We start from the raw sequence: 24,203 nt of genomic DNA on the forward strand, positions 1-24,203 counted from the left end.
TCAGCCCGCTTGCACAGTGTGTTCAGCCGCAGGGCGGGGGCGGGTCAGCAAACTGACCAGCACAAAACTCACCAGCCCCAGGCTCAGGCTGTAATAGATCGGCGTGTTGGCTTCCAGACCGTCCTTGAACATGAACACCAGCGCCGCCAGGCAGCCGAGGCTCATGCTGGCGATGGCACCGGCGGTGGTCGCACGTTTCCAGTAAATGGCGCCCAGCATCGGGATCAGGATGCCACCGACCAGCAGGTTATAGGCCAGGGTCAGGGCGCCGATCACGTCGTTGACGATCAAGGCGATGGCCAGCATCAGCAAGCCGGTCAGCAGGGTGAACAAGCGCGCCATGCCCAGGCTCGACTCACGCCCACCGCGCAGGCGCGGCAGCAGGTCTTCGGTGATGGTGGTCGAGGCGGCAAGCAGGCCGGCACTGGCAGTGGACATCATCGCCGCCAGCGCCGCCGCGATCACCAGACCACGAATGCCATCAGGCAAGGCGCTTTTCACGATCGCGGCAAAGGCGTTGTTCGGCGAGTCCAGCTCCGGCAGCAGCACCTTGGCGCACATGCCGATCAGCGCACCGACCAGGCCGTAGATCACGCAGTAAACCCCGGCCATGCTGCCCGCCACCCGCGCCACGCCCTCACTGCGGGCAGTGAACACCCGTTGCCAGATGTCCTGGCCAATCAGGATGCCGAAGAAGTAGATCAAAAAGTAGGTGATGATGGTGTCGTAGCCGATGGTGGTCAGGCTGAACGCGCTGGACGGCAGCCGCGCCACCAGCTCATCCCAGCCGCCGACGCGGTACAGGCAGATCGGCAGCAGGACGAACATCAGGCCGACGGTCTTGATCACGAACTGGACGATATCGGTCAGGGTCAGCGACCACATGCCGCCGATGCTCGAATACACCACCACCACGCCGCCACCGAGCAGCAGCGCCGACCAGAACGGCAGCGCAAACAGCACCTGCAGCACAGTACCGATGGCCAGGGTCGAGACCACGCCGATCATCAGCGCATAGGCAAACATGATCACCGCACTGGCCTGACGGGCCATGGGCGTGTAGCGCCGCTCCAGAATCTGGGTCACGGTAAAGATCCGCAGCTTCAGCAACGGCCGGGCGAGGAACAGGTTGAGCACGATGATGCCCACCCCCAACGCCGCACACAGCCAGAAACCCGACAGGCCATGCACATAACCCAGCCGCACCGTGCCGACCGTGGCCGCACCGCCGAGCACCGTGGCCGCCATGGTGCCCATATAGAAGGCCGGCCCGAGGTTACGCCCGGCGACCAGAAACTCTTCCGGGTTACGCGCCCGGCGCATGCCGTACCAGCCCAGCAACAGCATGCCGAGGGCGTACAAAAGGACAACGGAGATATCCAGGATCATGCTCTTTTTCTCGTTTTATCTGGAAAGGGTCCGGGCCCGCACGCGCCCGGAATTGGCAAGGCGATCAGACCGGTGAGGCGTTGTTTAGCGGGGCAGCACCGGGCTGCTTGCAGCGCACCCAGCGCGGGCCGGCCGGGCCGTAGACAGCGGCCGGTTCCGCAAAGGTATTGAGCAGGGTCAGGTACAGCAGCGCCGCCATACCCAGAGTGATCGGCAGGCTGATATCGATGCCGCCGGCCAGTTCGCCCAGTGGCCCGACAAACTGCCCCGGCAGGTTGACGAAGCACAGGCCCAGCGCCGCGCTGGGCAACCACGCCCCCAGGCCGCGCCAGTTCCAGCCGTGGTGAAACCAGTAATGGCCGCCGCGCTCGCCACGGGTGAACACCTGCAAATCATCGGCGTGGTAAAAGCCGCGCCGGGTGATCAGGCCGAGGATCATCACCACCATCCACGGGCTGGTGCAGGTGATGATCAGCACCGCAAAGGTCGACACGCTCTGCACCAGGTTGAAGGCAAACCGGCCGATGAAGATAAAGGCGATGGCCGCCACACCGATCAGCAGCGTGGCGCCGGCGCGGCTGAGCAGCTGCGGGAACATGCTCGACATGTCCAGGCCGGTGCCGTACAGCGCCGTGGTGCCGGTCGACAGCCCGCCGATCACCGCAATCAGGCACACCGGCAGGAAGAACCAGCCCGGCGCAATCGCCAGCAGACCACCGACATAGTTATTGGCCTCGATGTACTGCGGCGCCTGACTGGCCACCAGCGTGGCGGTACACAGGCCGAACAGGAACGGAATCAAGGTGCCGGCCTGGGCCGCCAGTACGGCGAGCATGATGCGAACTTTGGAGGTTTCACGCGGGATATAGCGCGACCAGTCGCCGAGAAACGCGCCGAACGACACCGGGTTGCTCATCGCCAATAACGCCGCGCCAACGAATGCCGCCCAGAACCCGGCATGGCCGAGATTCACGCTACCGGCATAGCCCGCATCGAACGGCCCGGCAAAGGCTGCGATGCCCAGCAAGAACAACAGGCTCGACGCCCACACCGCAATCTTGTTAACCCACAACATGAAGCGAAAGCCAAAGATGCACACCACCAGCACCAGCACCGCAAACAACCCGTAGGCCAGGCCCAGACTCAGGTCGTTTTCCGGCAGGCCGACCAAGCGCTGCGCGCCGCCGACCAAGGCATCGCCAGAACTCCACACCGACAGCGAGAAGAACGCCACCGCCGTGAGCAACGACAGGAATGAGCCGACGATCCGCCCGTGCACGCCAAAATGTGCCCCGGACGACACCGCATTGTTGGTGCCGTTGAGCGCACCAAACAGCCCCATCGGCGCCAGGATCAGCGCACCGACTGCCACCCCCAGCACAATCGCCCAGACCCCGGCCTGGAACGACAGCCCGAACAACACCGGGAAACTGCCCAGCACCGCCGTGGAAAAGGTATTGGCCCCGCCGAAGATCAGCCGGAACAGATCAATGGGGGATGCATCGCGTTGGTTGTCGGGGATCTGCTCGACACCAAAGGTTTCGATACCAGTCGAATGACTCATGGGTAACTCCAGCGCCTGTCACGGTTGTTGTAAGGCCAGCGCAGGCACGCTGACCCTTTATGGCCGCCCGTTAACCCCGGGCGGAAGGTTGGATCTGATTCTTGTAATGTTGCCGACCTGCCGGTCCTGTGCGGTCCCGTAGGACCGGCTTCAGCCGGGAATGCTGGCTACCATTCGCGGCTGAAGCCGCTCCTACAGCGACCCAAACAGCGCCACCGTCATCCGGCCGTCACAGCCGACAAATGCTCATGCCACGCCACCCAGCGCTGGCCCTCACGGCGAAACACAATGGTCTCGCGCTCTTGCACCGCCACGTCCTCACCCGCCAGCCGCAGCCGGGTCGCGACGTCATGCACAAAGATCGCCACCTCCCCATGCACACTGACCGTGGCATTGCTCGACTCACAGCCCAGCACGGCAAAGCCGTCAGCCTGCCACTCGCGCCACAGCGCCTCGTACTCGGCCCGGCTGTTCAACCGCTTGTCCACGGTATGAAAAACAAAGCTGGCGTCTGCACTGAAACAGCCGAAATACGCCGCCGTGTCGTTACTGGCAAAGGCCCGCACCAGCGCCGCCGCCGCTTCATGCACCTCAAGCTCGCGGCTCATCGGCGCACCACCCCCGGCAGCACACAGAGCATTTCGTAAAGCAGGTTGGCGCCCAGCAGCGAGGTATTGCCGGTGGTGTCATACGGCGGCGACACCTCAACCAGATCGCAGCCGATCAAGTCCAGCCCCTGGCAACCGCGAATAATCTCCAGCGCCTGAATGGTGGTCAGGCCACCGACTTCCGGCGTCCCGGTGCCCGGCGCCCAGGCCGGGTCGATGCCGTCGATATCGAAGGACAGATATACCGGCCCGCCGCCGACCTTCTCGCGCACTTCAGCCATCAGCGGGGTCAGCGACTGGTGCCAGCACTGTTCGGCCTGCACCACCCGAAAGCCCTGCTTGCGGCTCCAGTTGAAATCCTCGGCGGTATAACCCTGGGCACGCAGGCCGATCTGCACCACCCGGTCGCTGTCCAGCAGGCCCTCTTCCTGCGCGCGGCGGAAGGTCGTGCCGTGGGCGATCTTCTCGCCGAACATGTGGTCGTTGACGTCGGCATGCGCATCGATATGCACCAGCCCGACCTTGCCGTGCTTCTTCTTGATGGCGCGCAGGATCGGCAGGGTCAGGGTGTGGTCACCGCCCAGCGTCAGCGGGATGATGCCGTGATCGAGAATGCGGTCGTATTCCTGCTCGATGATGCGCACGGCATCCAGCAGGTTGAAGGTATTAATGGCAACGTCGCCAATGTCCGCCACGTTCAGCGAATCGAACGGCGCGGCGCCGGTGGCCATGTTGTAAGGGCGGATCATCACCGACTCGGCACGAATCTCCCGCGGCCCGAAACGGGTGCCGGAACGCAGCGACGTACCGATATCCAGCGGGATGCCGACAAACGCGGCGTCGAGCTTGTTCAGCTCTTCAGGGCTTTGCACATGCGGCAGGCGCAACATGGTGGCGATACCACCGAAACGGGGCATCTCGTTGCCGCCCAAAGGCTGGTGGAAGGTCTTGTCCACGGGGTGGCCTCACATTGTTCTAATTGGTGTGCGGCCATTCTGGTGACGCCCCGCAGGCAGAAGAATCGCTGCGGGCAAATACTTAGTTCAGAGATTTCTAAACTATCAGCCGCCTGGCTGACGCCCGTAGGAGCGGCTTCAGCCGCGAAGCTTCAGTCACCGCAGTCGCCAGCAGAACTTGCTTCCTCCCACCGGATTTGCGTCATACCTACTTTCTGAGCAAGGCGCAGATCCCGGTGGAAGTTGGCTTGCCAACGAATGCGGCGGCACATCCACTGCAGACGGGCCGGCTTACTGGCTATTTCATGGGCGACCGCCTGGTTCCTCCCGCAGATCAGAGTCAAATCTGAACTTGAGCACGACACAAAACTGATGGGCCCCAGCTCGCTAGCGAAACGGCCCATCAGCCCCCCCCCCACCTACCCCACAAACCCCAACCCCCATTAAACTGCCACCAGTCCAAAGCCCGGTGCCCCCATGTCCTCTGCCCTGCCCGACCTCAAACTGCTGCGCATCTTCGCCTGCGTGGTGCGCCATCAGGGCTTTGCAGCGGCGCAGCAGGAACTCAACCTCTCGACCTCGGCCATCAGCACCTACATGAGCCAGCTCGAAACCCAGCTCGGCATCGTGCTCTGCCACCGGGGCCGTGGCGGCTTCAGCCTGACCAGCAAGGGCGAACTGTTCCACCAGGAAACCCTGCGCTTGCTGGCCGAACTCGAAGGCTTCGAACGCTACAGCGCCGCCCTCAAAGGCGAACTGCGCGGCACCCTCAACCTCGGCGTGCTCGACTCCACCGTCAGCGACCCGGCCTTGCCGCTGGCCGATGTCATCGGCGCCTACAGCAAAGAACACCCCGCCGTGCACCTGCACCTGTCCGTGCTCAGCCCCGCGCAACTGCAACTGGGCGTCCAGGAAAACCGCCTGGACCTCGCCATCGGCGCCTTCTCGGTGCGCATGAACGGCCTCATGTACCAGGCCCTGTACCGCGAACAACACTGGCTGTACTGCAGCGACCGCCATCCACTGTTCGACCAGCACCGCATCCCGGCGCAAACCATCACCCAACAACGCATGGTCGGCCGCGGCTACTGGAGCCAGGCCGAACTGGCCCGCCACGGCTTCAAACACAGCGCAGCGACCGTGGAGTCGATGGAAGCGCAGCTGATATTGGTGCTGTCAGGGGCGTATATCGGGTATTTGCCGGAGCACTATGCCCAGACGTGGGTGGAGCAGAAACGGCTCAAGGTGTTGCTGCCAGCGGTGTTTGGGTATCAGGCACCGTTTGAACTGGCGATACGTAGAGGGCGGGCGCGGGAGCCGTTGATTATGAGTTTTCGGGATCGGTTGAAGGGGTGGTTTGAGGGGTAGCCGCTGAGAGATCGCGATGACGGCCATCCAGCTCGTCATTCAATGCGGGTCGACACGTGACTGGACTGTGCCATAACCACGCTCCTGGCGCTGCAATACACTCACCCGTGCCGGTACGTCTGGAGAGCGAAAGGTGAAGACATCTTGCGCAAGATCCAGAGCGCCCGAAACACGATCGCAGGTACTATGAAAGAGAACACTTTCTCTGAGACGGCGCACTAGTAACCGTTATCTGACTCCAGATAGTTTGGACTGAGCCGCTGCAGGCTGGACACGGCAGTACTGGGTTTGCACATTTTTTGGAGAGATGTAGAAGCTTCGTGCCCATTAAGCTCACCGAGCAGCGCGGCCTGACACTGGCCAGTAGCCACTTCAATCGGCACAATCCGCCCAACTGCAGCCGAAACCTGAGCAGTGCATTGGGCAGATAGTTCATTAAGAGTGACTCGCTCATGCCAGCCGCCGCTGCCTGATGGCTTAGAACCTGCAGTGGACCAGTACTGGATGGACACCTTAAGGAAGAAGTATGAATAAGCAGGGTGATTTCTACCCGTCTTTTGTAAAAGACGATGTGCGTTACTCCATAGAAGACCGCAAATGCATTGAGTCTGTTGTCGAGCGTCTGATGCTGAGCCAGACCAGTGAAGACCATCCGGGGATGCTACTGGGGAAGATCCAGTCGGGTAAGACGAAAACCTTCCTGGCAGTAATGGCGTTGGCCTTCGACAACGATTTCGATGTGGCGGTGGTGCTGACGAAGGGCACAAAGGCTCTAGCCAAACAGACCTACGAGCGTATCAAGAGCGAGTTCCGTACGCATGACGAGAACGACCTGCTCAAGGTCTTCGACATCATGACCATGCCTGGCCACCTCACTGGTTTCGAGCTTAACCAGAAGCTGGTGCTTGTAGTGAAGAAGCAGACTGACAACCTCAATCGCCTCATCGATCTGTTCGAAAACAAATATCCACAGCTCAAAGCTAAGCGAGTGCTGATCGTCGACGACGAGGCAGATTACGCTAGCGTCGGCTTCAAGCGCGATAAGGGCGAATTGGATATTAACGTCACCGCTCGCCAACTCGAGCATCTGCGCATTATCGTCGAACGTGCAGCCTTTCTGCAGGTTACTGCGACCCCCTACTCGCTTTACCTGCAACCTGCCGATGTGCAGATCAAAGGCGACAGCTTCAGGCCGATCCGCCCGGCCTTCACTGAGCTGGTTCCCGTCAATGCCGCCTACGTGGGTAGCGACTACTACTTTGAAGATAGCCAGGAAGAAGGTCACTTGGCCAAATTTCTCTACCAGCCCGTAGATCTGGACGAGCTGCAGGTTCTGCGCAAAAAGGACGGTCGCCGCCTGAAATTGGAGGAGGTGCTCACCAGCAAGGCAATCCCAACCCTGCGTGATGCCATTTGTAACTTCATCATCGGTGGCTGTATCCGTCGCTTGCAGGACAAGCAGGCAGGAAAAACAGGGAAAAAGTTCAGCTTCCTTGTGCATACTGAGGCCAATACTACCGCGCATGCTTGGCAGGAGGAGTTGGTCGAGAAGATCAAGGAAAAGCTCAGCGCAGCAGTTAGCCAAGAGCCGCAGATGTTGAGCAGCCTCATTCAGCGTGCATACCTAGAGCTGCAACCATCAGTCGAGCTACAGGGAGATTATCTGCCCTTACTTGAAGAGGTCGCCCAGGAGGTGAAGACTGCGCTCAAGCAGGACTGGCTGATGATCACCAAGGTCAACTCCGAGAAACAGGTCGAGGAGTTGCTCGATGATGATGGACAACTGAAGCTGCGCACTCCGCTGAACATCTTCATCGGCGGGCAGATTCTCGACCGTGGGGTTACCATCGCTAATTTGATTGGCTTCTACTACGGTCGCAAACCCAACGTGTACCAGCAGGATACTGTGCTACAGCACTCGCGTATGTTTGGCTTCCGTCCGCGACAGGACCTGGCTATCACCCGTTTCTATACTGAGCCGACCATCTACGCCGCCATGCAGCGCATGCACGAGAGCGATGTGGCCCTGCGCGAGTCTCTGGCCAAGAACCCCGAACAGCCAGTCGTCTTTATCCAAAAGGCACCTGGCAATGCGGTGCAGCCCTGCAGTCCAAACAAGATCGCTTTGTCGCGCACCACTACGCTCAAGCCGTTTAAGCGCATCCTTCCGGTCGGCTTTCAGATGTTGCCCAAATCCCGCCTGCGCCCGATCACTGAGAAGATCGACCAGCAGCTCGATAAGCTCGCCGGCAAAGGCAGCTTTGATGAACCGTTCCTAATTCCGGTGGCGATGGCGATTCAGCTCTTGAACGGCTTGGAGCCCGCTTTCAAGATGGAGGAGGACGAGGGCTATAGCTTCGACTGGGAGGCGGCACGCTCTGCGCTCCAGTACCTCGCCAGCCTGCCGAAGAACTCCAGCGCGCAAGGCAAGGTTTGGTGCTTGGTGCGTACTGATCGGGAAATCCAGCGCATCGTCAGCGCGGGCTCGCACGCCCTTTATGCCGACGCACCGGATAGCACCAAGACCGAAGGCCAGATTCGCAAGAAGTACGCCATCGACAATCCCATGCTGATTCTGATCCGGCAGAACGGCAAGGAAGAAAAAGGGTGGACGGGGGCTCCATTCTATTGGCCGGTAATTTCTGCCCAGCAGAATACTCCAACGGCCATATTTGCCCATGAAACTCTGAACAACGATTGAAGGTAACCGTCCGTAAACGGCCAGCAGACACGCCTTCACAATCCCAGCATTAAGGACGATGGCGTCCACCTAAAAATACGTGGACACCATCGCCCTTATTCGCAAGGCAGAAAAGATTACTTTGAAGAATCTTTTGGAGCGTTTGGAAATCAAGTGATGAAAGCCGATATGCTCAGATTACTGTGAGCGGATCGCTGGGAACGAGCAGGGTGGGGAAATTGGGCCACGAGACGTATTTTTGGGTACAGTCCGGGATCGTTTCCAGAAGCCAGTTCATCCCTGCTTCCGGTCCGCGTATTCCGCACTCCCAAAGCTCTATCACTCGCCAGCCTGACCTGAGCAATTCCTCTCGGTTTCTGATATCACGCTTCACGTTCTGATCGAATTTCGTCTGCCAAAAATCCTCGCGGGTCTTTGGGATCGTGGCGTATCTGCAGCCCGGATGCCTATGCCAGAAGCAACCATGAACGAAGATGCAGACACGGTGACGAGGAAGTACGATATCGGGTTTACCGGGAAGATTTCGCTGATGCAATCGATACCTGAAGCCTTGCCGGTGAAGCAGCTTCCTGACCTTAATCTCTGGCAATGTATCGCTGCCGCGGATGCCCGCCATCATTCGAGACCTGACTTCTCTGCTGACTATATCCATTAATAATCCCCCAGATTAGCTTGCCCCTGACGCAGGATACTTACTTGGAAAACTTGGAAAAAATATTCCGCTTGGCGAGCCAATTCAAATCATGGTTTCTTCGCAGGTTCCGGAGGGCTGGATGAAAGCTTTGCCTCATCAGCCAATGTTAAGCGACTAGATATTGTCGGTTAGGTCGAGATGGACTCCGTTGCCCGTGAAACTTGAGGCCAAGGGCATTTTTCTCCGGTTGAGGCTGGATAATCATGAAGGTTGACAGAACCTGCGCACGCGACACCTCGCTGCATTTTCATTACACTCTGACACTATGTAGCATTTGGCACCAAGTGCCGATTCGTCAAGCCGGGATGTGCCGCTTGGTATGAGCAGACCTGAGCTGCCGTCCTTCTGCGCTCCGTGCAGGTGGTCTTGGCGCATGTTTCCTATGAGAGATACCGGATGTCCATCCAAACCGAGCTGCTCAAATCGCAGCCCAGCAATACCGACGAAAAGCCCGTTACCCTGGCTGCAGACCTGTCCCCCTCGACTGGCAAGAACTCCCGTGCTTCTATCCCGGACGATGATCTGATCCGCAGCAAGCTGCAGCGTATTCAGGAAGGCGGCGAAATCCGCTACATGGACATGTTCGCAGGCTGTGGCGGTATATCCCTTGGCTTCCTGACCGCCGGATTTACACCGGTCGCGTCAATCGAAATGGACCCGTGGGCTGCGAAGTCGCACGGAGCCAACTTCGGCTCGCGCTCGGTCGGGGGTGACAAGGAAGCGCACCATGTCCCGCGCGACGCGGTAACCGAAACCGCTGACACTGTCTTCGACGATCTCGGGCTGCAGGGTGCCACGGACCGTCAAATTGATGTCCTCGTCGGCGGGCCACCCTGTCAGGCGTTCGCCCGTGTAGGCAGGGCTAAGCTCCGCGAGCAGGCTCGCTTGCGCGAAGAAGTGACCGCAGACCAAGCCTTTCTGGTGGATGGCCGGGTCAGCCTGTGGGAGCGCTACGTCGCATTTATCCGGGCGACAAAGCCTGTTGCGCTTCTAATGGAGAACGTGCCAGACATCCTCAACCATGGCGGCACCAATGTTGCCGAGCTCGTTTCCAAAAGCCTTGCCGAAGAAGGCTACGACGTGGCCTACACACTGCTTAATTCCGTCTGGTACGGCGTTCCGCAGATGCGGGAGCGCATGATTCTGGTAGGCTTCCATCGTTCGACCGGCATCAAGCCAAGATTTCCGGTGCCAACGCACCATTTGATTCTGCCATCCGGCTATACCAGTTCCAAAAGTGCTGCGAGGCGGGTTATCAAAGCCGAAGGCTCGGCGCACCACCGCTGGATTCCCGATCCAGCTCCCAACTCTCCCGCAGCCACATCTGCCTCTGATGCGCTGGTAGATCTGCCGCACCTGTACGCTGAAGAAATGCTCCGCTCGGGTGCCATTCGTCGCGGGGCGAAAGACCCGTCAGAACCTGTCGAGTACACAGCAGAAAAGCCGTCGAATGCCTATTCGCGGCTGATGAGAGAGTGGCACGGATTTGCGACTAGCTCTACGACTGGCCATGTTTTCCGGTATCTGCCGCGCGACTACAAGATCTTCGCAGAGATTCAACCTGGCTGGGAGTACCCGCAGGTACATGCCTATGTAGAGCAGAAAATTGCGAACTGGCTTGCCGACCGTAGGAGACTCGGTTTGCCCACCGACCCGAGAAACGCAGACGTAAGCACATACATCACGTCCTGGCGCATCCCGTATGACCCTGGAAAGTTTCCGAACAAGTGGTGGAAGCTCCGCGCCGATGCGCCGGTACGTACGCTGATGGCGCACCTTGGCAAAGACTCTTATTCTCACATCCACTTTGACTCGAAACAGGCACGCACTATCACCGTCCGTGAGGCTGCGCGGCTCCAGTCATTCCCTGATGGCTTCGTTTTCAAAGGGTCGATGAACCCGGCATTCAAGCAGATTGGCAACGCCGTGCCACCACTCTTTGCCTATGCCATCGCTCGTGGCATGCGAGAGTGCCTGGGGGCACCGGAGACACAGGATATGCGTGTGGCATTGTTCGATTTGGAGCAATCGCAAATCAAGACGACAGAGGGCAGGAAGTGAAGTTCATCATTCTCCGACTGCTGACTCATTCCGAACTCGGCATGTTTCATGAGTACCGCCGCCAGGGGAAGGAGCGCGCCAAACAGCGTTCCATCAACTTCGACTGGGACGTCGTCGGCAAGGTTTTTCCTTCAGCAGAGAACCCGGACACCATCGCAATCACCTGCCGGCGTCTCGAAGACGAAGATACGGTGGTTGAGATTGCTTCATGGCTCAAGCGGCAGCACAAAAATTGGAGATTCGAAGGCGATTGCCCGACAAGTTCCTTCTACAGTTTCGTCGATCCGGGCGTCCTATTCGCGATGGTAGTTGACGCCTCGAGCACCCCAGCCAATGCATCCTGGGTTGCAATACCGGCAGACCACCCAGCCCGCTCTTCGATCCTGGGCCATGGAGAGAGTGCCCAGCTCGGCAAATCCGCAATGATTGCGTTATACGGTGAGGAGGGCCAGCACTGCCAAGCAGTGCTCTCGGAGCACTTCCCACTGCTATTCAAGGAGGCAGAAACAGTGTCCGTGACGCCACAAATAGAAAACGACAACAATCGCAACGATGATGACGCCGCACCGGACCCGCTCGGTCTCTTCAAGATCTTGGCACGTGCAGGGCACAGCCTACCCAGCGCTGTGGCCGATCTGGTGGACAACAGCCTTTCGCATGGTGCTCGGGAGATTGACATCACGTTCCCGAATCCAAATGCAGGCGGCCGGTGGATGTGCATTCGTGACGACGGCATTGGCATGACTCCAGCGGGGCTGCGGGACGCCATGAAGATCGGGCACCAGCGTGAATACGACGATGGAGATCTGGGCAAGTTCGGCTATGGGTTAAAGGGTGCGGCCTGGTCCCAGGCCGATCGACTGACGGTCGTATCGAAAGCTGCCGGAAACGAGAGCACGACGCTCACCTGGGATAAGGAGCATCTTGCGAAGACGCGCCGCTGGGCGCTTCTGAGCGACCCAGTAGCTCCCGAGCATGCCTCGGCAGTGGGCATCGGCAACTCGGGCACAGCTGTGCTGCTCACGCAGATGCGCCCCTCGATGGAGCCCGCAAAAGGCAGGGCGGATTCTCCCTACGCGCAGGAACTCGCTGCCATCAAGTCGCACCTCGAACTGGTCTTCCACCGGTATCTTGAAGGCAAGGCGCGTGGGCACGAGAAGGTAGTCATTCGCCTGAACGGTGAAGCTCTGCGTGCCAACAACCCTATGGGGCACCCACTGACGAAAGAATACGACCAACATCGCATCGAGCTTCCCGGCGCTTCTCCGGACAAGACGCCCGCCCTCTATATTCGTGCTTACGTCACGCCAAACGAGGGAGAGTTCGACGAGTACATCAAGGATCTGGCGCCATTGGAGCAACGCGTCGAACGCGACCGCCACTCCCTGAATGGCCGTGCAAATGATGCTCAGGGCCTGTACTTCTATCGACTTGACCGCCTCATCAAGTGGGGCGGCTGGGAAGATCTTTTCGCCAAGGATGAGCACACCAAGCTGATTCGTGTCGCAGTCGATTTCGACAGGTTGGCAGATGAGCAGTTGCAGGTAGATATCAGCAAGCAGCTCATTCGCCTACCGTTTGCGATTACCGAGCACCTCAAAGAGCTGATCAAGGCACCTCGTGCAGCAGCTAGGCTCCGGTACAACAAGAAGGAAAAACCTGCGCCGACAGCAAAAGGAGCCGGCAAGACTGTGTCGCCGGCCGGTACGCGAGCGTCGGGCGGCTTGTTGCCTCCAGCGACAGCGGCGGGAGGCACTTCCGTGGTGCTACCTGCTCCGGCTCCGACTGTAAAGAAGGACAGTACTCCAATCCGCCTTGTCAGCAGCGGCGACAAGCCATGGCAACGCAAGACCGGTTTCAAGGGGGAGGAAGTTGAGGTCACCCCACTAATGCCGACGCTGGTGACGCTCGTGCAGCTCATCGAGAAGGACGCCGAGGTGAAGACGGCTCTGTCTGAATTCCTTCGCGCATTGGAGACGGCCGGAGTTCCGGACCAGTTGACGGACAAGGTCTGATGAAGGTCCAGCTTTCACTTCCCCTTACGCTGAAACCCAGACTAGCACTGTGGACCGATGCAACCGCCTGGACCAACTGGTCCCGGCATGAAGCTTATCTGCGGTCCCAGCCCAAGTGGAAGCCACACCAGATTGCGTCAGTCGCGGAAGAGTCGCTGCGGATCATCTCGAAGACCGTACCGGTAGGTCGCCCGGAATTCCAGTGCCGCGGTCTGGTCGTCGGCTACGTTCAGTCCGGAAAGACCGCTAACTTCACGGCTGTGGCCGCGCGCGCAGCAGATGTCGGCTACCGCCTGATTATTGTTCTTTCAGGCATTCACGATTCATTGCGGAACCAGACACAAAAGCGCCTGGATCTGGAGCTGGCCGGGACCGGCGTCGACTGGATCAGGCTGACCGATGAGGCGTCAGATTTTCGTGAGCCGGAGGTGGCCGACGGATTCGCATCGACCGGCACCGTCCTGATCGTCGCGAAGAAGATCACGCCGATCCTGAAACGGCTCAACCAGTGGTTCGGCAAACTCGAAGGCCGGCTCGCTGATGTACCGGTTCTTCTCATTGATGACGAAGCCGATCAGGCCTCCATCAATACACGCGGAAATCGGCGCGACCCCAGTATCGACACCGACATCGACACTGAACCGGATGACGGTACGGGCCCTTCACTGACCAACGCCCTGATTCGTGACATTCTCAGAAAGATTCCGCGGGCCACCTACATCGCTTACACCGCTACGCCATTCGCCAACATATTCATAGATCCAGACGCTACTGACAACGAGGTCGGCGAAGACCTGTTCCCTAAGGACTTCGTCGTGCAGCTTCCGCGGCCGGACGGCTACACGGGAACAGAAGAGCTTTTCGGCGTCAGCTCACAGGGCCGCGATGTACTGCGTCCTGTAGACGCGGCGGATGTAAAAGCTCTGAAGCCGAAGCAGCGCAAAAGGAGCGAGGCGATTGTCGTCCGAGGGCCGCTGGATCTCCCCCAGTCGCTCGCCGATGCCCTCCTGACCTTCGCACTTGCCGGCGCCATCAGGCTGCAGCGCGGCCAGATCGGTAAGCCGAACACGATGCTGGTGCACGTATCCCGGCTCCAGCAGGACCAGTTGCGCATTGGAGAGGCGATTCAGGAACAGATCCGCCACTGGTTCCATCATGAAAGCGCCGAACCCGGCGTGCTCAAACAGATGTTCCGGTCAACGCTCGCAGGTCTGGGGCCGATTGATTTGCCCTGCAGTGAAGAGGTTCTATTGGATGAGGCAGTGACGAACCTAGCTCGTCTGGTTGTCGTTGTGCTCAATAGCACGACGGGTGATGAACTGGAATACGACGCCAAACCTGGACGGCAGCTCGTCGCAATAGGCGGCAATAGGCTATCGCGCGGACTAACGCTTGAGGGGCTAACGATCGCCTACTTCCTGCGCACTACAACACTGGCGGATGCTCTGCTGCAGATGGCACGCTGGTATGGTTTCAGGGCAGGCTATGAAGACCTGATCCGCATCTGGACAACCGAAGGGATCGCTCAGTGGTTTGTGGAACTTGCGCTGGTCGAGGAGTCTCTGCGTGACTCTATCACGGCACTGAACAAGGCCGGTCGCAGGCCCGACCAGATGGCCATCCGGATGCGGGCCCACTCAAAGCTCCTGCTCACCAGCAAAAATAAGAGCAGGATGCAAGCGGATGATGCACGGTCATGGTCTGGCGAGAACCCGCAGACGATTCTGTTCCCTATGCAGGACCGAGAACTGTTGGAACGGAACGTGGATCTAGCGTCCGCCCTGCTACGACAGCACCCCCCGACTCAGGATGCATATGGCGGCGCCATAGCACACGATGTGCCGGCCGAGGACATCGCACTGTTCCTGAGGCGTTATGAAGGGCACCCTAACAGCATTGCATTTCAGGGTGCGGAGATTGCCGACTGGATCCTGGAGCGGGCCGCAGCGGGAGAGCTGAGGAACTGGACCGTGTTCGTAGCCAACCCGCAGCGGGAACGTCAGGTTCTCCTGGGTGGAAGGCCTTACGGCCTTGTTCGACGGTCGTTGCAGGCCAATGAGTCGATCGGCATCCTGATAGATCCACGCCATGAAGGTGCAGACCTTCATGGCGGGCCAGAGAACTATCGCGCTGGTTCAGGCTTCAACGCACGGGCAATGCGCGAGGACCGACCTGCGCAGCAGGGCCTTCTCTTGCTCTACCCCCTGGATCCCGAACCGCTCCGCGCGCCAACACAAACGGTGCTAGGCCTAGCTCTGTCGCTTCCCCGCACTAAAGACGGCGAACAACAGTTTGTCGTGAATCGTGGGGTACGCAATGTTTGAGATCACACAAGATCGCTGGGCAAGTCTGCGCGAGCAGCATTCTCAGCATGAGGACATCCGCGAGCAGGCGATCAGGGACCTGGAAACAGCGCTGATCGGGGTGTCAGGAGACGGCCGCCTGCACCTGCTGCTGGCCATCGATGTCGCCCCGCAAAACCTGCCGCCGGACCTGCAGAGTCTTCAGGTCCGCATCCTGGAGGGCGAACAGATTTGGCTGGATATTTCCGCACGCAGCCACCACGAAGAACTGCTCACGCTGATAGCCAACAAGGTCCTCCATGCCATCCGCATTGAAGGCCGCGATCCTGCTGTCTCGGTTGGACGCATCATCGAAGACATGCGTGCAGCACTGCGCCCGCTCACACCTGACTTAAGCCCAGCAGTACAGATTGGTCTTTTTGGCGAACTCTGGGTGCTGTCCAACGTGCTGTTCCCGACCATCGGCACGCGCGTCAGCCACCTTTGGAGCGGCCCTGATAGCGAACGCCATGATTTTGTTGGGCAGGGCGTACACGTCGAAGTGAAGACCACCACGCGATCGGAACCGAAGCACGAAATATCCCGTCTAGATCAGCTGAAAGCGCCTAGTAATAAGCGCCTCCTGTTTGTCAGCGTCATGCTGGAGCGCAGTCTTGGCGGCGACGAAACACTGGCAGACCGCGTCGATGAAATTCGGGAGAAGCTGGTATCCGATGGGCGTGCGCTAGATGTTTTCGATTCACGCCTAGCACAACTTGGTTGGCACGAGGGCCTACGACAGACAGGCGCGCTCCTACGGTTCAATTTTCGCGCTGTACATGTCTTCGAAGTTATCGATAACTTCCCCAGGCTCCCCGATGACTACGTGCCACCACTAGGTGTGGCAGGTATCAGGTACAGTATTAATGTTGGCAGCCTGCCTTCGCTCGAGGTATCGCAAGTTCAGGATGTTCTTCTAACTGCCTAACGCGTCAAGGACATCCGAAAATTCCAGATAGAATTAAAGAATAAAACCTCACCAATTTTAGGAATTATCCTACAACTTATAGCCTTGCTTAGACTGTTCTGCCTCGATACCTTAAAACAGCGCCTAAGAAACGCTCATCCACACAGCGGCCCGACCGCTTCCGAAAAACGCGGCTTTTTTGTGTCCGCGGCCCATGGCTGCGCGTCACAAAATCTGTGATGTCGGGAGTGGGCTAATACAAGACCCGTAAGGGGAATATGTCCGGCCCTCTGTGTGGGGTTTCTTAGCTCCCGGCGCCTTAGCCCTAAGAAAGCTGAATCACACTGAGGTTACTAGAAATGCCACACACTGAATCTTGCTCCCAAGCCAGGCGCGAGCCTGCCCTCGAACCGACTACCCCCACCATCTTCCACCGCTACGGCCGCCAGCTCCGCGTCACCCTCCTGGAAAACCAGGTCTGGTTCTGCGCCCGCGATCTTGGTCGCTTGATTGCCTGGCCGCTTAACACCCGCTCCACCTGCAAGCTAGACCCGGACCAGCGCCGTACCCTCTGGCTTGAAAGCCATGGCCGTTGTGAGGAAGAACTGATGATCAGCGAGTCCGGGGTTTATGTGCTGCTGGTGCATCACCATCACCCCGAGCAGCGCAGCCTGCGGCAGTGGATCACCAATGAGGTGGTTGCGGCGGTGCGGGATGCGCAGCCGTCGGCGGGTGATCAGGCGCCAATGCTGAGTCTGTTGCAGTGGCCGGGGTTGTCGATGAGCATGTTGCATTGGCAGAACGAGCCGTGGATTCGGCTGCGGGATGTGCCGCAGGTGTTGCCGCTGCCGGAGACCGAGGCGTTGAAGGCGGGCGAGTCGTGGTGGCGGGCTTGTATCGGGCGGTAACCGCTTGGATGCCGGGACGGTGCAGACCGCCCCGGCTGTGGCTGCAATTCAGATCAACAGAGATCGCACCGCAGTGCTGAACGCACCCGCTATGACCGCTGGTTGACTGAGTCCAGTCGCTCACGAGCAGGGCATGTCACTGGCATGGTTTGCTGTCTCGCCCGACAGAGGTTTCGGACGTTTCTTACATATCCTGGGCAAGTCAAAAAATACACTGCGCCTCCACTTCATGGAGGATCCCAGGATGGCTGCTTACGCTTACATCACGCTCAGAGACGAGCGCCAATGCCTGATGTCCGCAGGCTGCCCGACTCTGCCGTCACTCGGCACCCCGTACCGGGCCGGCCATGAAAACCAGACCCAGGACCTCACCTGCTCCAAGGTGACGGCCAGACTGTGCGACTGTGCGTCTTGGGGGGCCGAACGATGAGGACGCTTGAGGCTGGTTCACAAACGAGCGGGCAGAATCTTGAGGATGTGAGGCAAGCGGCGGCGCTTCTCAAGGGGCAGGCTTGTACGGTAGCGGCGCGAACTATCAGCGATGGAATCCTCAGGCTGCAGTTCAATCGGGACATTGCTTATTTTGCACAAGGTATCGTCAGTGACGTCGAGCGTGGCTTAAAAACGGCTGAGCAGGGACTGGCAGCTATTAAAGAAGAGAGCAACTGGTTCTCTCACCCCGCAATGATAAAAATCGAGAACAGCCTTGGACTCGTAGGTGGCGTAGGTCAAGTTGCCGCTGGCGTCGGGCTTTGTTATGCCAGCGGCGGCTTTTTATGCGTGACCGGCGGCGCGGCCCTTATCAGCCATGGGGCTAACAACATCTATGAAAGTAGCCGAAATCTTATAAAAGGCCGTTCGGACTCAGAAGGCTGGGTTCGCCAAGGTTATCAAGAAGCCGCACAGGCAGCGGGCGGAACAAAAACTGATGGGAATGTTGCTTACCTCGTAACTGATCTGACTCTGTCTGGGTGGGGTCTGACTCGAAAAGTCGTTTCTCCAGAAGCTCGAAAACTTTTCAGGTATATCGACGAAGACTTTGTAAGAGGCTTTAAGGCTATGACCAAGCAAGCGTTACGTACCGAAATTTCAGTCAATGTAATTACCTTTAAAAACCTTACCCTTGAGATACTGAAGGATGATGAGTAGTTTTTTTACACATTTTTTATTCATAATATTTTCCGTTCTGCTCTACCTGCCCGCGCGCAGAATGAAATACGCCTTCTCAGGACGGAACTACTCAGGAAAAAAATTCTGGCTGGCGACACTCTATAGCCTTCTTCTCGCATGCCTTTATTTTGACTACTTTAAAAGCGGTACAATTCCATTCTATGGACCTCTAGACCGAACCATTTTAGGCTGGGTGTCCATATTGATGTTCCTCCTGCATACTTCCACCTTCCCGAGAGAGTGGAAAGTGAGACGCTGGTATCTAATAAGGCGTTTTAACTTGAAGATATGCAAGCACAAAAAAACTCTTGATGAGTATCGAATGGCTCATCGCCGAAAGTAATACTGTTTTCTTTGAAAATAAAAGGCAGCACTTCAAGCGTCAACGCTATCCACTCGGGCGGGACACTGAATATGACAACAGAAGACCATTGGAAACTCCTATTAGCATATGCAAAAGCCTCGCTATTCCCTTACATCCTTGCGCTGAATCTGGAGTCCGACTTAAGGGAGAAAAAACACACCCGCCTCCGTTTCTGGTCGGTACTGGGTTACAACACATTTTTCTTCACTCACCATCTGACGTTCTTTATTACAGGGCATCTGTTTTTTTATTTAAAAACAGATAGCTCAGTCGTCGGCTGGCTCGCCTTTCATATGTCGATCCTTCATGGCCGGCTAATCCTCAGGCAGATACGCAGCAGGTCGTGGTCGATCCTTAACCATTTTGATCCACGGCTTTGAAGTGGAGATGGAGTGAACGCCATGAAAATCCGCGCGATCGGGACTGACGCAGAGTATCAAGCGGCTCTCAACGAGATATCGCCTCTATTCGATAACGAGCCAGAACCTGGCCCCCCGGAAGGCGGCGCGTTCGAGGTCATGATCACGCTGATCGAAGCCTATGAAGCCAAGCACTTTCCGGTTGATTTACCGGACCCGATTGAGGCGATCAAATTGCGCATGGAGCAGTCAGGGCTGACCGTAGCCGACCTCATCCCTGCCATCGGCAGAACCAATCGCGTCTACGAGGTGCTCAACCGAACACGCTCACTGGCATTGCCCATGATCTGGAAACTGCACAGATCTCATGTGGGAGTGGCCGGCCAGCGCGCCGGTTGCCGACGAAGACGCCAGCACATTCGCTACAACTGCTGTGGCTTTACTGGCCTCTTCGCGAGCAAGCTCGCTCCTACCGGGCGGTGGACTGAAGCACCTACAGGGCTCAGCGCAACAACCGCGACGTCAGCACATAAGCCACTGTCCCCGCCAATGTGGTCACCACCACGCCCCAGGCCAGGTCTACCAAGGCCATTTGCGCTGGCCAGCCGCGCAGGGTGGCCCAGTTGGTCAGGTCGTAGGTGCCGTAGGCCACCAGGCCCAGCAAGGCGCTGTGGCCGACCGCTTGCCCGAGGCGTTGCACGTTGAGGGCCGGCAGCACGGCCAGCACCACGATGCCCACGCCGTACATCAGGTAGAACGCGACCGCCGGGCCGATGACCGGTGTGTCGAGCATCAGTGGGCCGAGCCAGGCGCGGTAGGTCGGGCCCATCAGCCCGCCCAGCCATAAGCCGTCGAAGATCAGAAACGCGACCAGGGTTGCAGCGTAGGCAGTGAGAAATCGTTTCATGGCGATGTGTCCTGAGAGGGTTATGGCTGGGACAGCGACCGTTTGGGAATTGATCCGCGAAATAGCCGGACTTTTCCCATAAGTGGGCAGTCACTGCTAATAGAGCTAAGGAGCCAGGCGAATGCATACAGACACACAACCCGCCCTGAGGGTCGATATATGGAGCGACTATGTCTGCCCATTCTGCTACCTGCAATTGCCGGTTCTCGAACAGCTTCAGGCCCGTTACGGCGCGATGATCGAGTGGTGCTGGCATGCATTTGAGTTGCGGCCCGAGCCATTGACCACCCCGGACCCGCAGGCTGATTACCTGCGCATGACCTGGTTGCAGGCGGTGTTGCCGATGGCCGACCGGCGCCAGTTGACGATGAAGATTCCGCCTGTGCAGCCGCACAGCCGCAAGGCGCTGGAAGCGGCGAACTTTGCGCGCAGCCAGGGCCGGTTTGGGGATTTCAATCGGGCGTTGTTCCGGGCGTTTTTCGAGTACGGTCAGAATATTGGTGAGGATCAGGTGCTGCTGCAGTTGGCCAGCGCAACCGGGCTCAAGCCCGAGGCGCTGCACCTGGCATTGCAGGAGCAGCAGCACCGGGTTGCGGTCAGCGATGACGAGGCGCTGGCTGATACGCTGGGGCTGCGGGCCGTGCCGGTGCTGCTGTTGCGTAAGGCCAGTCAGCCGCTGAGCGAGGCGCAGGTGCTCAATGGCACCCTGCCCTTGCAGCGGCTGACGAGGGAGATTGATGCTTTGCTTGCCTGAGGGGCATTTTTAAAATTGGCTGTTGGCTGGGCGGTGTTTAGATGCAAAGGTCGGCACATTTATAGAATCTGCTGACGCCTTCGTCGGCTGAGCCGACTCCCACCGGCCCAGCGTAGTGCCAGCAATTTGAACGCAACTCAAACCGGTGGGTGATCTGCCACCGGCCTGGCCGGCCAATGCCGTCCTCAGGTCAGTTCGATGCGGTCGGCATGGATGGCGATCTGGCCTTGTTTGTACAGCCCGCCGATGGCCTTTTTGAAGTTGCCTTTACTGACCCCGAACAGGTCGCTGATCAGTTTGGGGTCGCTCTTGTCGCTGACTTCCAGTACACCGCCGTTTTCACGCAGCTTGGCGATGATTTGCCCGGACAGGTCGTCGGCGGCCGCCGCGCCGATGGGTTGCAAGCTGAGGCTGACTTTGCCGTCGGCGCGCACTTCTTTGATAAAGCCTTTCTCTTGCATGCCGGGGCGCAGAAATTTGAACACTTCGTTTTTGTGGATCAGGCCCCAGTGCTTGTTCTCGATGATCGCCTTGAAGCCCAGGTCGGTGCGCTCGACCACCAGCAGGTTGACCGCCTGGCCGGGGCTGTAGGTGGCCGGGGTCTTGTCGAGGTAGCGGTCCAGCCGCGAGGTGGCGGTGATACGCCGGGTGTGTTTGTCGAGGTAGGCATGCACCACGCAGTATTCGCCGGCTTCCATCTGGCGCTTTTCTTCCGAGAACGGCAGCAGCAGGTCTTTGGGCAGGCCCCAGTCGAGGAACACCCCGATGTTGTTGACCTGCACCGCCTTGAGGCTGGCAAAGCCGCCGACCTGAATTTTCGGTTTGAGGGTGGTGGCGATCAGCTTGTCGTCGCTGTCGAGGTAGATGAATACGTTGAGCCAGTCATCGACCTCCGTGGGCGCGTCCTTGGGGATGTAGCGGTTGGGCAGGAGGATTTCGCCGTCCGCGCCGCCGTCCAGATACAACCCGAAATTGGTGTGCTTGACGATTTGCAAGCTGTTGAAGCGCCCGATTAAAGCCATGTGCCGATCACTCTGAATTGCGTGGCGGGCATTCTAACCGGTTTTGTTGACGGGCATTCATGTGGTCCTTGATCGTGGCCGAATTGGCGTTGAATCGACGAACGGTCATGCCCCGGCGGATTTCATCGGTATTCTTGCGATGGCTCTGGCTCGCGGGTTGCGCGCACCAGCCCAATCCAAACCCTATTTTTTCCACACTCCTCGCCCATCACCTGGAGTGCTTTATGCGTGTTATTCGATGCCTGACGCCGTTGCTCGGCGCCTTGTTGGTTTGTCAGCCGGCTTCTGCCCAGGTATTGGAACGAAGCCTGGGCGACTTCAGCCTGAAACTGGGAACCACGCCGACGCGCAGCATGGCCCAGGGCCTGGTGGCACCCTCAAGCGGCGGTGATTCGTTTCATGGCGGGCTGGACCTGACCCATGAGAGCGGCCTGTATTTCGGCCAGTGGTCACCGAACATGGGCCTGACGCCAGACAGCAACATGGAGCTGGACTCTTACATGGGCTTCAAGAAGCCCTTTGATCAGAGCACCGGTTACGAGCTGGGGATGATCCGCTACAGCTACCCGGAGACCAATCAGGTGGCCAGCCATGAGCTGTACGCCGGCCTGCGGATTCTCGACAGCCGCCTGGGCGCGGCCTTCAGCAATGACACCGGCACGCGCAACAACACCCTGTTCGTTGATCTGGGCAGCATGCCGCAACTGGGGGTGAACGTGCGCATGCAGTACACCACCCACGAGTTCGGCAGCGCACAGATTGCCAGTGACGGCCGGCTGGTCGGCGGCTTCAACGACTGGTCGCTGAAGTTGTCCCGGCCCTGGCTGGGCATCGACATGAACCTGATCTACAGCGACTCCAGCCTGAGCGGTGATGATTGCGGCCTGTACAGCGGGCATAACCCGCGCTGCGAGCAGACAGTCACGCTCAAGGCGGTGCGTGCGCTGTTCTGATTGCAGGGAACTGCCATGATCCGCCACTCTCTACAACAAGGCCGATGTTGTGAGGAAAGGTCATGGATTACCTGTCGAAAGTTGTCATTACCCTGTTGCTGGCCGTGTCGCTGCTGAGCGGCTGTGGCCAGGTGAGCCTGGCCTATCGCAACCTGGATGTGATCATCCCCTGGTCGCTCAGCGATTACCTCAAGGTGCGTGGCGAGCAGAAAGACTGGCTCGATGAACGCCTCAAGCAGCATTTGCAGTGGCATTGCAGTACCCAGTTGCCGGGTTACCTGACCTGGCTCGACCGGCTTGAGCAGATGGTGCGCGACGATCAGGTCAGCCCTGCCGCGCTGCAAACCCGTACCCGTGAGGCCGAACAGGCGATTGCCCGCATTGCCCGGCAGGTCACCCCTTCGGTGGTCGAGTTGCTCAGCCGCCTGGATGACAAGCAGGTGCAGGAGATGCAGCAAGCCTTCGAACGCGATCAGAGCAAGCGCCAGAAGGAATACCTCAACCAGCCGCTGGACAAGCAGATCGCCGACCGCGCCGGGCGCATGGAAAAACGCCTGTCGCCGTGGATGGGCTCGCTGACCGCCGAGCAAAAGGCGCGGGTCCAGCAGTGGTCGGTGTCGCTGGGTGAGCAGAACCAGGCCTGGCTGGCCAACCGCGCCAGTTGGCAGCAACGCTTCCTGGCGGCCCTGCAACAGCGCCAGCAGCCTGACTTCGCCCCGCGCATCAGCGCCCTGCTGCAAGACCGCCAGACCTTCTGGACCGCCGACTACCGCGAAGCCTACGCGCGCACCGAACAGGCTGCGATCAACCTGGTGGCGGATATCTATGCCATGAGCACCGCGCAGCAGAAGCAGAAGCTGCTGAGCCGGATTGATGACATGCGCAAGGATTTTCAGGACCTGGATTGTTTAAAGGCGGCGCAACAGGTGTCGATGGTGATGGCCCTGGAGCCAACACAATCGTTGTAGGAGCGGCCGGGCGGCGATCCGCTTCAGCCGCAATACTGTTCAGATAAACACTGCGGACCCGGTGGGAGCGAGCTTGCTCGCGAAGAGGCCAGTAAAAACACTACATCTGCTGCGAATGTGCCGCCGTCTTAGTCGGCAAGCCAACTCCCACCGAGATTTGTGTACTTAAGTGGACAGTATTGGCTTTAGCCGC

20 protein-coding genes and 1 pseudogene are annotated in these 24,203 nt (G+C 58.8%); 14 read left to right on the forward strand and 7 right to left on the reverse strand.

Going from position 1 to position 24,203, the window contains the following annotated elements; genetic code table 11:
• The 4 genes from PSCI_RS02265 to speB all read right to left on the reverse strand — a co-directional run bounded on the left by PSCI_RS02265 (nt 1) and on the right by speB (nt 4,517).
• The gene (locus tag PSCI_RS02265; RefSeq protein WP_045482295.1) at nt 1-1,389 is read right to left on the reverse strand and encodes a sodium:solute symporter; all 1,389 of its coding nucleotides are present in this window, start codon (nt 1,387-1,389) and stop codon (nt 1-3) included.
• 64 nt (nt 1,390-1,453) lie between these two features.
• Complete coding sequence (locus tag PSCI_RS02270; protein WP_045482298.1) at nt 1,454-2,953, reverse strand: purine-cytosine permease family protein; 1,500 nt, start codon at nt 2,951-2,953, stop codon at nt 1,454-1,456.
• Nucleotides 2,954-3,171: 218 nt separating this feature from the next.
• Complete coding sequence (locus PSCI_RS02275) at nt 3,172-3,561, reverse strand: nuclear transport factor 2 family protein (protein WP_045482300.1); 390 nt, start codon at nt 3,559-3,561, stop codon at nt 3,172-3,174.
• Nucleotides 3,558-4,517 carry an agmatinase gene (gene speB / locus PSCI_RS02280; RefSeq protein ID WP_045482302.1) on the reverse strand — a complete coding sequence of 320 codons (960 nt, stop codon included), beginning with the start codon at nt 4,515-4,517 and terminating at the stop codon, nt 3,558-3,560. The genes PSCI_RS02275 and speB overlap by 4 nt, the downstream gene beginning before the upstream one ends.
• Nucleotides 4,518-4,994: 477 nt before the next feature.
• Here speB and PSCI_RS02285 point away from each other — a divergent pair, with 477 nt between their 5' ends.
• Together PSCI_RS02285 and PSCI_RS02290 are read left to right on the forward strand one after the other, a co-directional pair.
• Nucleotides 4,995-5,885 carry a LysR family transcriptional regulator gene (locus PSCI_RS02285; protein ID WP_045482305.1) on the forward strand — a complete coding sequence of 297 codons (891 nt, stop codon included), beginning with the start codon at nt 4,995-4,997 and terminating at the stop codon, nt 5,883-5,885.
• 526 nt (nt 5,886-6,411) lie between these two features.
• Complete coding sequence (locus tag PSCI_RS02290) at nt 6,412-8,586, forward strand: Z1 domain-containing protein (protein WP_045482308.1); 2,175 nt, start codon at nt 6,412-6,414, stop codon at nt 8,584-8,586.
• Nucleotides 8,587-8,758: 172 nt separating this feature from the next.
• Here the strand turns inward: PSCI_RS02290 and PSCI_RS28385 are convergent, their stop codons facing one another.
• Nucleotides 8,759-9,238: a very short patch repair endonuclease gene (locus PSCI_RS28385; protein WP_084709824.1), complete on the reverse strand. Its 480-nt coding sequence runs from the start codon at nt 9,236-9,238 to the stop codon at nt 8,759-8,761.
• A gap of 438 nt (nt 9,239-9,676) precedes the next feature.
• Between PSCI_RS28385 and PSCI_RS02300 the strand changes: the two genes are divergently transcribed.
• From PSCI_RS02300 to PSCI_RS29680, 9 genes and pseudogenes are all read left to right on the forward strand, one after another.
• A complete protein-coding gene (locus PSCI_RS02300; RefSeq protein WP_052483338.1) occupies nt 9,677-11,341 on the forward strand; it encodes a DNA cytosine methyltransferase in 1,665 nt (554 codons plus the stop codon).
• Nucleotides 11,338-13,356, forward strand: a complete 2,019-nt coding sequence (locus PSCI_RS02305) for an ATP-binding protein (protein ID WP_045482313.1) — start codon at nt 11,338-11,340, stop codon at nt 13,354-13,356. The genes PSCI_RS02300 and PSCI_RS02305 overlap by 4 nt, the downstream gene beginning before the upstream one ends.
• Complete coding sequence (locus PSCI_RS02310; protein ID WP_045482315.1) at nt 13,356-15,680, forward strand: Z1 domain-containing protein; 2,325 nt, start codon at nt 13,356-13,358, stop codon at nt 15,678-15,680. Before PSCI_RS02305 ends, PSCI_RS02310 begins: the two co-directional genes overlap by 1 nt.
• Nucleotides 15,673-16,626 (forward strand): PD-(D/E)XK motif protein, encoded by a 954-nt coding sequence (locus tag PSCI_RS02315; RefSeq protein WP_045482317.1) that lies wholly within the window; start codon nt 15,673-15,675, stop codon nt 16,624-16,626. The genes PSCI_RS02310 and PSCI_RS02315 overlap by 8 nt, the downstream gene beginning before the upstream one ends.
• Before the next feature lie 338 nt (nt 16,627-16,964).
• Nucleotides 16,965-17,513 (forward strand): BRO-N domain-containing protein, encoded by a 549-nt coding sequence (locus tag PSCI_RS02320; protein ID WP_045482320.1) that lies wholly within the window; start codon nt 16,965-16,967, stop codon nt 17,511-17,513.
• A 244-nt stretch (nt 17,514-17,757) separates the two neighbouring features.
• Entirely contained in the window at nt 17,758-17,943 is a 186-nt protein-coding gene (locus tag PSCI_RS28920; protein ID WP_144403180.1) for a hypothetical protein, read from the forward strand.
• On the forward strand, nt 17,940-18,662 hold the full coding sequence (locus tag PSCI_RS02330) for a DUF4225 domain-containing protein (protein WP_045482323.1): 723 nt from the start codon (nt 17,940-17,942) through the stop codon (nt 18,660-18,662). The genes PSCI_RS28920 and PSCI_RS02330 overlap by 4 nt, the downstream gene beginning before the upstream one ends.
• Nucleotides 18,663-19,097: 435 nt before the next feature.
• Entirely contained in the window at nt 19,098-19,427 is a 330-nt protein-coding gene (locus PSCI_RS02335; protein ID WP_045482324.1) for a hypothetical protein, read from the forward strand.
• Nucleotides 19,428-19,448: 21 nt separating this feature from the next.
• Nucleotides 19,449-19,766: pseudogene (locus PSCI_RS29680) on the forward strand (helix-turn-helix domain-containing protein); the annotation flags it as partial.
• A gap of 142 nt (nt 19,767-19,908) precedes the next feature.
• Here PSCI_RS29680 and PSCI_RS02340 read toward each other — a convergent pair.
• Entirely contained in the window at nt 19,909-20,313 is a 405-nt protein-coding gene (locus PSCI_RS02340; RefSeq protein ID WP_045482325.1) for a DUF2177 family protein, read from the reverse strand.
• 121 nt (nt 20,314-20,434) lie between these two features.
• Here PSCI_RS02340 and PSCI_RS02345 point away from each other — a divergent pair, with 121 nt between their 5' ends.
• The gene (locus tag PSCI_RS02345; RefSeq protein WP_045482327.1) at nt 20,435-21,067 is read left to right on the forward strand and encodes a DsbA family oxidoreductase; all 633 of its coding nucleotides are present in this window, start codon (nt 20,435-20,437) and stop codon (nt 21,065-21,067) included.
• 185 nt (nt 21,068-21,252) lie between these two features.
• Here PSCI_RS02345 and PSCI_RS02350 read toward each other — a convergent pair whose 3' ends face one another.
• Nucleotides 21,253-22,089, reverse strand: coding sequence for a CvfB family protein (locus tag PSCI_RS02350; RefSeq protein ID WP_045482330.1), 837 nt, complete (start codon nt 22,087-22,089; stop codon nt 21,253-21,255).
• A 224-nt stretch (nt 22,090-22,313) separates the two neighbouring features.
• Here PSCI_RS02350 and PSCI_RS02355 point away from each other — a divergent pair, with 224 nt between their 5' ends.
• Nucleotides 22,314-23,042, forward strand: coding sequence for a TorF family putative porin (locus tag PSCI_RS02355; protein ID WP_045482334.1), 729 nt, complete (start codon nt 22,314-22,316; stop codon nt 23,040-23,042).
• Nucleotides 23,043-23,104: 62 nt separating this feature from the next.
• The gene (locus PSCI_RS02360; RefSeq protein ID WP_045482337.1) at nt 23,105-24,010 is read left to right on the forward strand and encodes a DUF6279 family lipoprotein; all 906 of its coding nucleotides are present in this window, start codon (nt 23,105-23,107) and stop codon (nt 24,008-24,010) included.
• Nucleotides 24,011-24,203: the final 193 nt, after the last annotated feature.

It is taken from the genome of Pseudomonas sp. StFLB209, assembly GCF_000829415.1.
In the GTDB taxonomy this organism is placed as follows: Bacteria; Pseudomonadota; Gammaproteobacteria; order Pseudomonadales; family Pseudomonadaceae; genus Aquipseudomonas.

What these genes read in the sequence shown, in the direction of transcription:
- PSCI_RS02265 (WP_045482295.1), bottom strand. Translation starts at nt 1,389, where the DNA reads ATGATCCTGGATATCTCCGTTGTCCTTTTGTACGCCCTCGGCATGCTG.
- PSCI_RS02270 (WP_045482298.1), bottom strand. Translation starts at nt 2,953, where the DNA reads ATGAGTCATTCGACTGGTATCGAAACCTTTGGTGTCGAGCAGATCCCC.
- PSCI_RS02275 (WP_045482300.1), bottom strand. Translation starts at nt 3,561, where the DNA reads ATGAGCCGCGAGCTTGAGGTGCATGAAGCGGCGGCGGCGCTGGTGCGG.
- PSCI_RS02285 (WP_045482305.1), top strand. Translation starts at nt 4,995, where the DNA reads ATGTCCTCTGCCCTGCCCGACCTCAAACTGCTGCGCATCTTCGCCTGC.
- PSCI_RS02290 (WP_045482308.1), top strand. Translation starts at nt 6,412, where the DNA reads ATGAATAAGCAGGGTGATTTCTACCCGTCTTTTGTAAAAGACGATGTG.
- PSCI_RS28385 (WP_084709824.1), bottom strand. Translation starts at nt 9,238, where the DNA reads ATGGATATAGTCAGCAGAGAAGTCAGGTCTCGAATGATGGCGGGCATC.
- PSCI_RS02300 (WP_052483338.1), top strand. Translation starts at nt 9,677, where the DNA reads ATGTCCATCCAAACCGAGCTGCTCAAATCGCAGCCCAGCAATACCGAC.
- PSCI_RS02310 (WP_045482315.1), top strand. Translation starts at nt 13,356, where the DNA reads ATGAAGGTCCAGCTTTCACTTCCCCTTACGCTGAAACCCAGACTAGCA.
- PSCI_RS02315 (WP_045482317.1), top strand. Translation starts at nt 15,673, where the DNA reads ATGTTTGAGATCACACAAGATCGCTGGGCAAGTCTGCGCGAGCAGCAT.
- PSCI_RS02320 (WP_045482320.1), top strand. Translation starts at nt 16,965, where the DNA reads ATGCCACACACTGAATCTTGCTCCCAAGCCAGGCGCGAGCCTGCCCTC.
- PSCI_RS28920 (WP_144403180.1), top strand. Translation starts at nt 17,758, where the DNA reads ATGGCTGCTTACGCTTACATCACGCTCAGAGACGAGCGCCAATGCCTG.
- PSCI_RS02330 (WP_045482323.1), top strand. Translation starts at nt 17,940, where the DNA reads ATGAGGACGCTTGAGGCTGGTTCACAAACGAGCGGGCAGAATCTTGAG.
- PSCI_RS02335 (WP_045482324.1), top strand. Translation starts at nt 19,098, where the DNA reads ATGACAACAGAAGACCATTGGAAACTCCTATTAGCATATGCAAAAGCC.
- PSCI_RS02340 (WP_045482325.1), bottom strand. Translation starts at nt 20,313, where the DNA reads ATGAAACGATTTCTCACTGCCTACGCTGCAACCCTGGTCGCGTTTCTG.
- PSCI_RS02345 (WP_045482327.1), top strand. Translation starts at nt 20,435, where the DNA reads ATGCATACAGACACACAACCCGCCCTGAGGGTCGATATATGGAGCGAC.
- PSCI_RS02350 (WP_045482330.1), bottom strand. Translation starts at nt 22,089, where the DNA reads ATGGCTTTAATCGGGCGCTTCAACAGCTTGCAAATCGTCAAGCACACC.
- PSCI_RS02355 (WP_045482334.1), top strand. Translation starts at nt 22,314, where the DNA reads ATGCGTGTTATTCGATGCCTGACGCCGTTGCTCGGCGCCTTGTTGGTT.
- PSCI_RS02360 (WP_045482337.1), top strand. Translation starts at nt 23,105, where the DNA reads ATGGATTACCTGTCGAAAGTTGTCATTACCCTGTTGCTGGCCGTGTCG.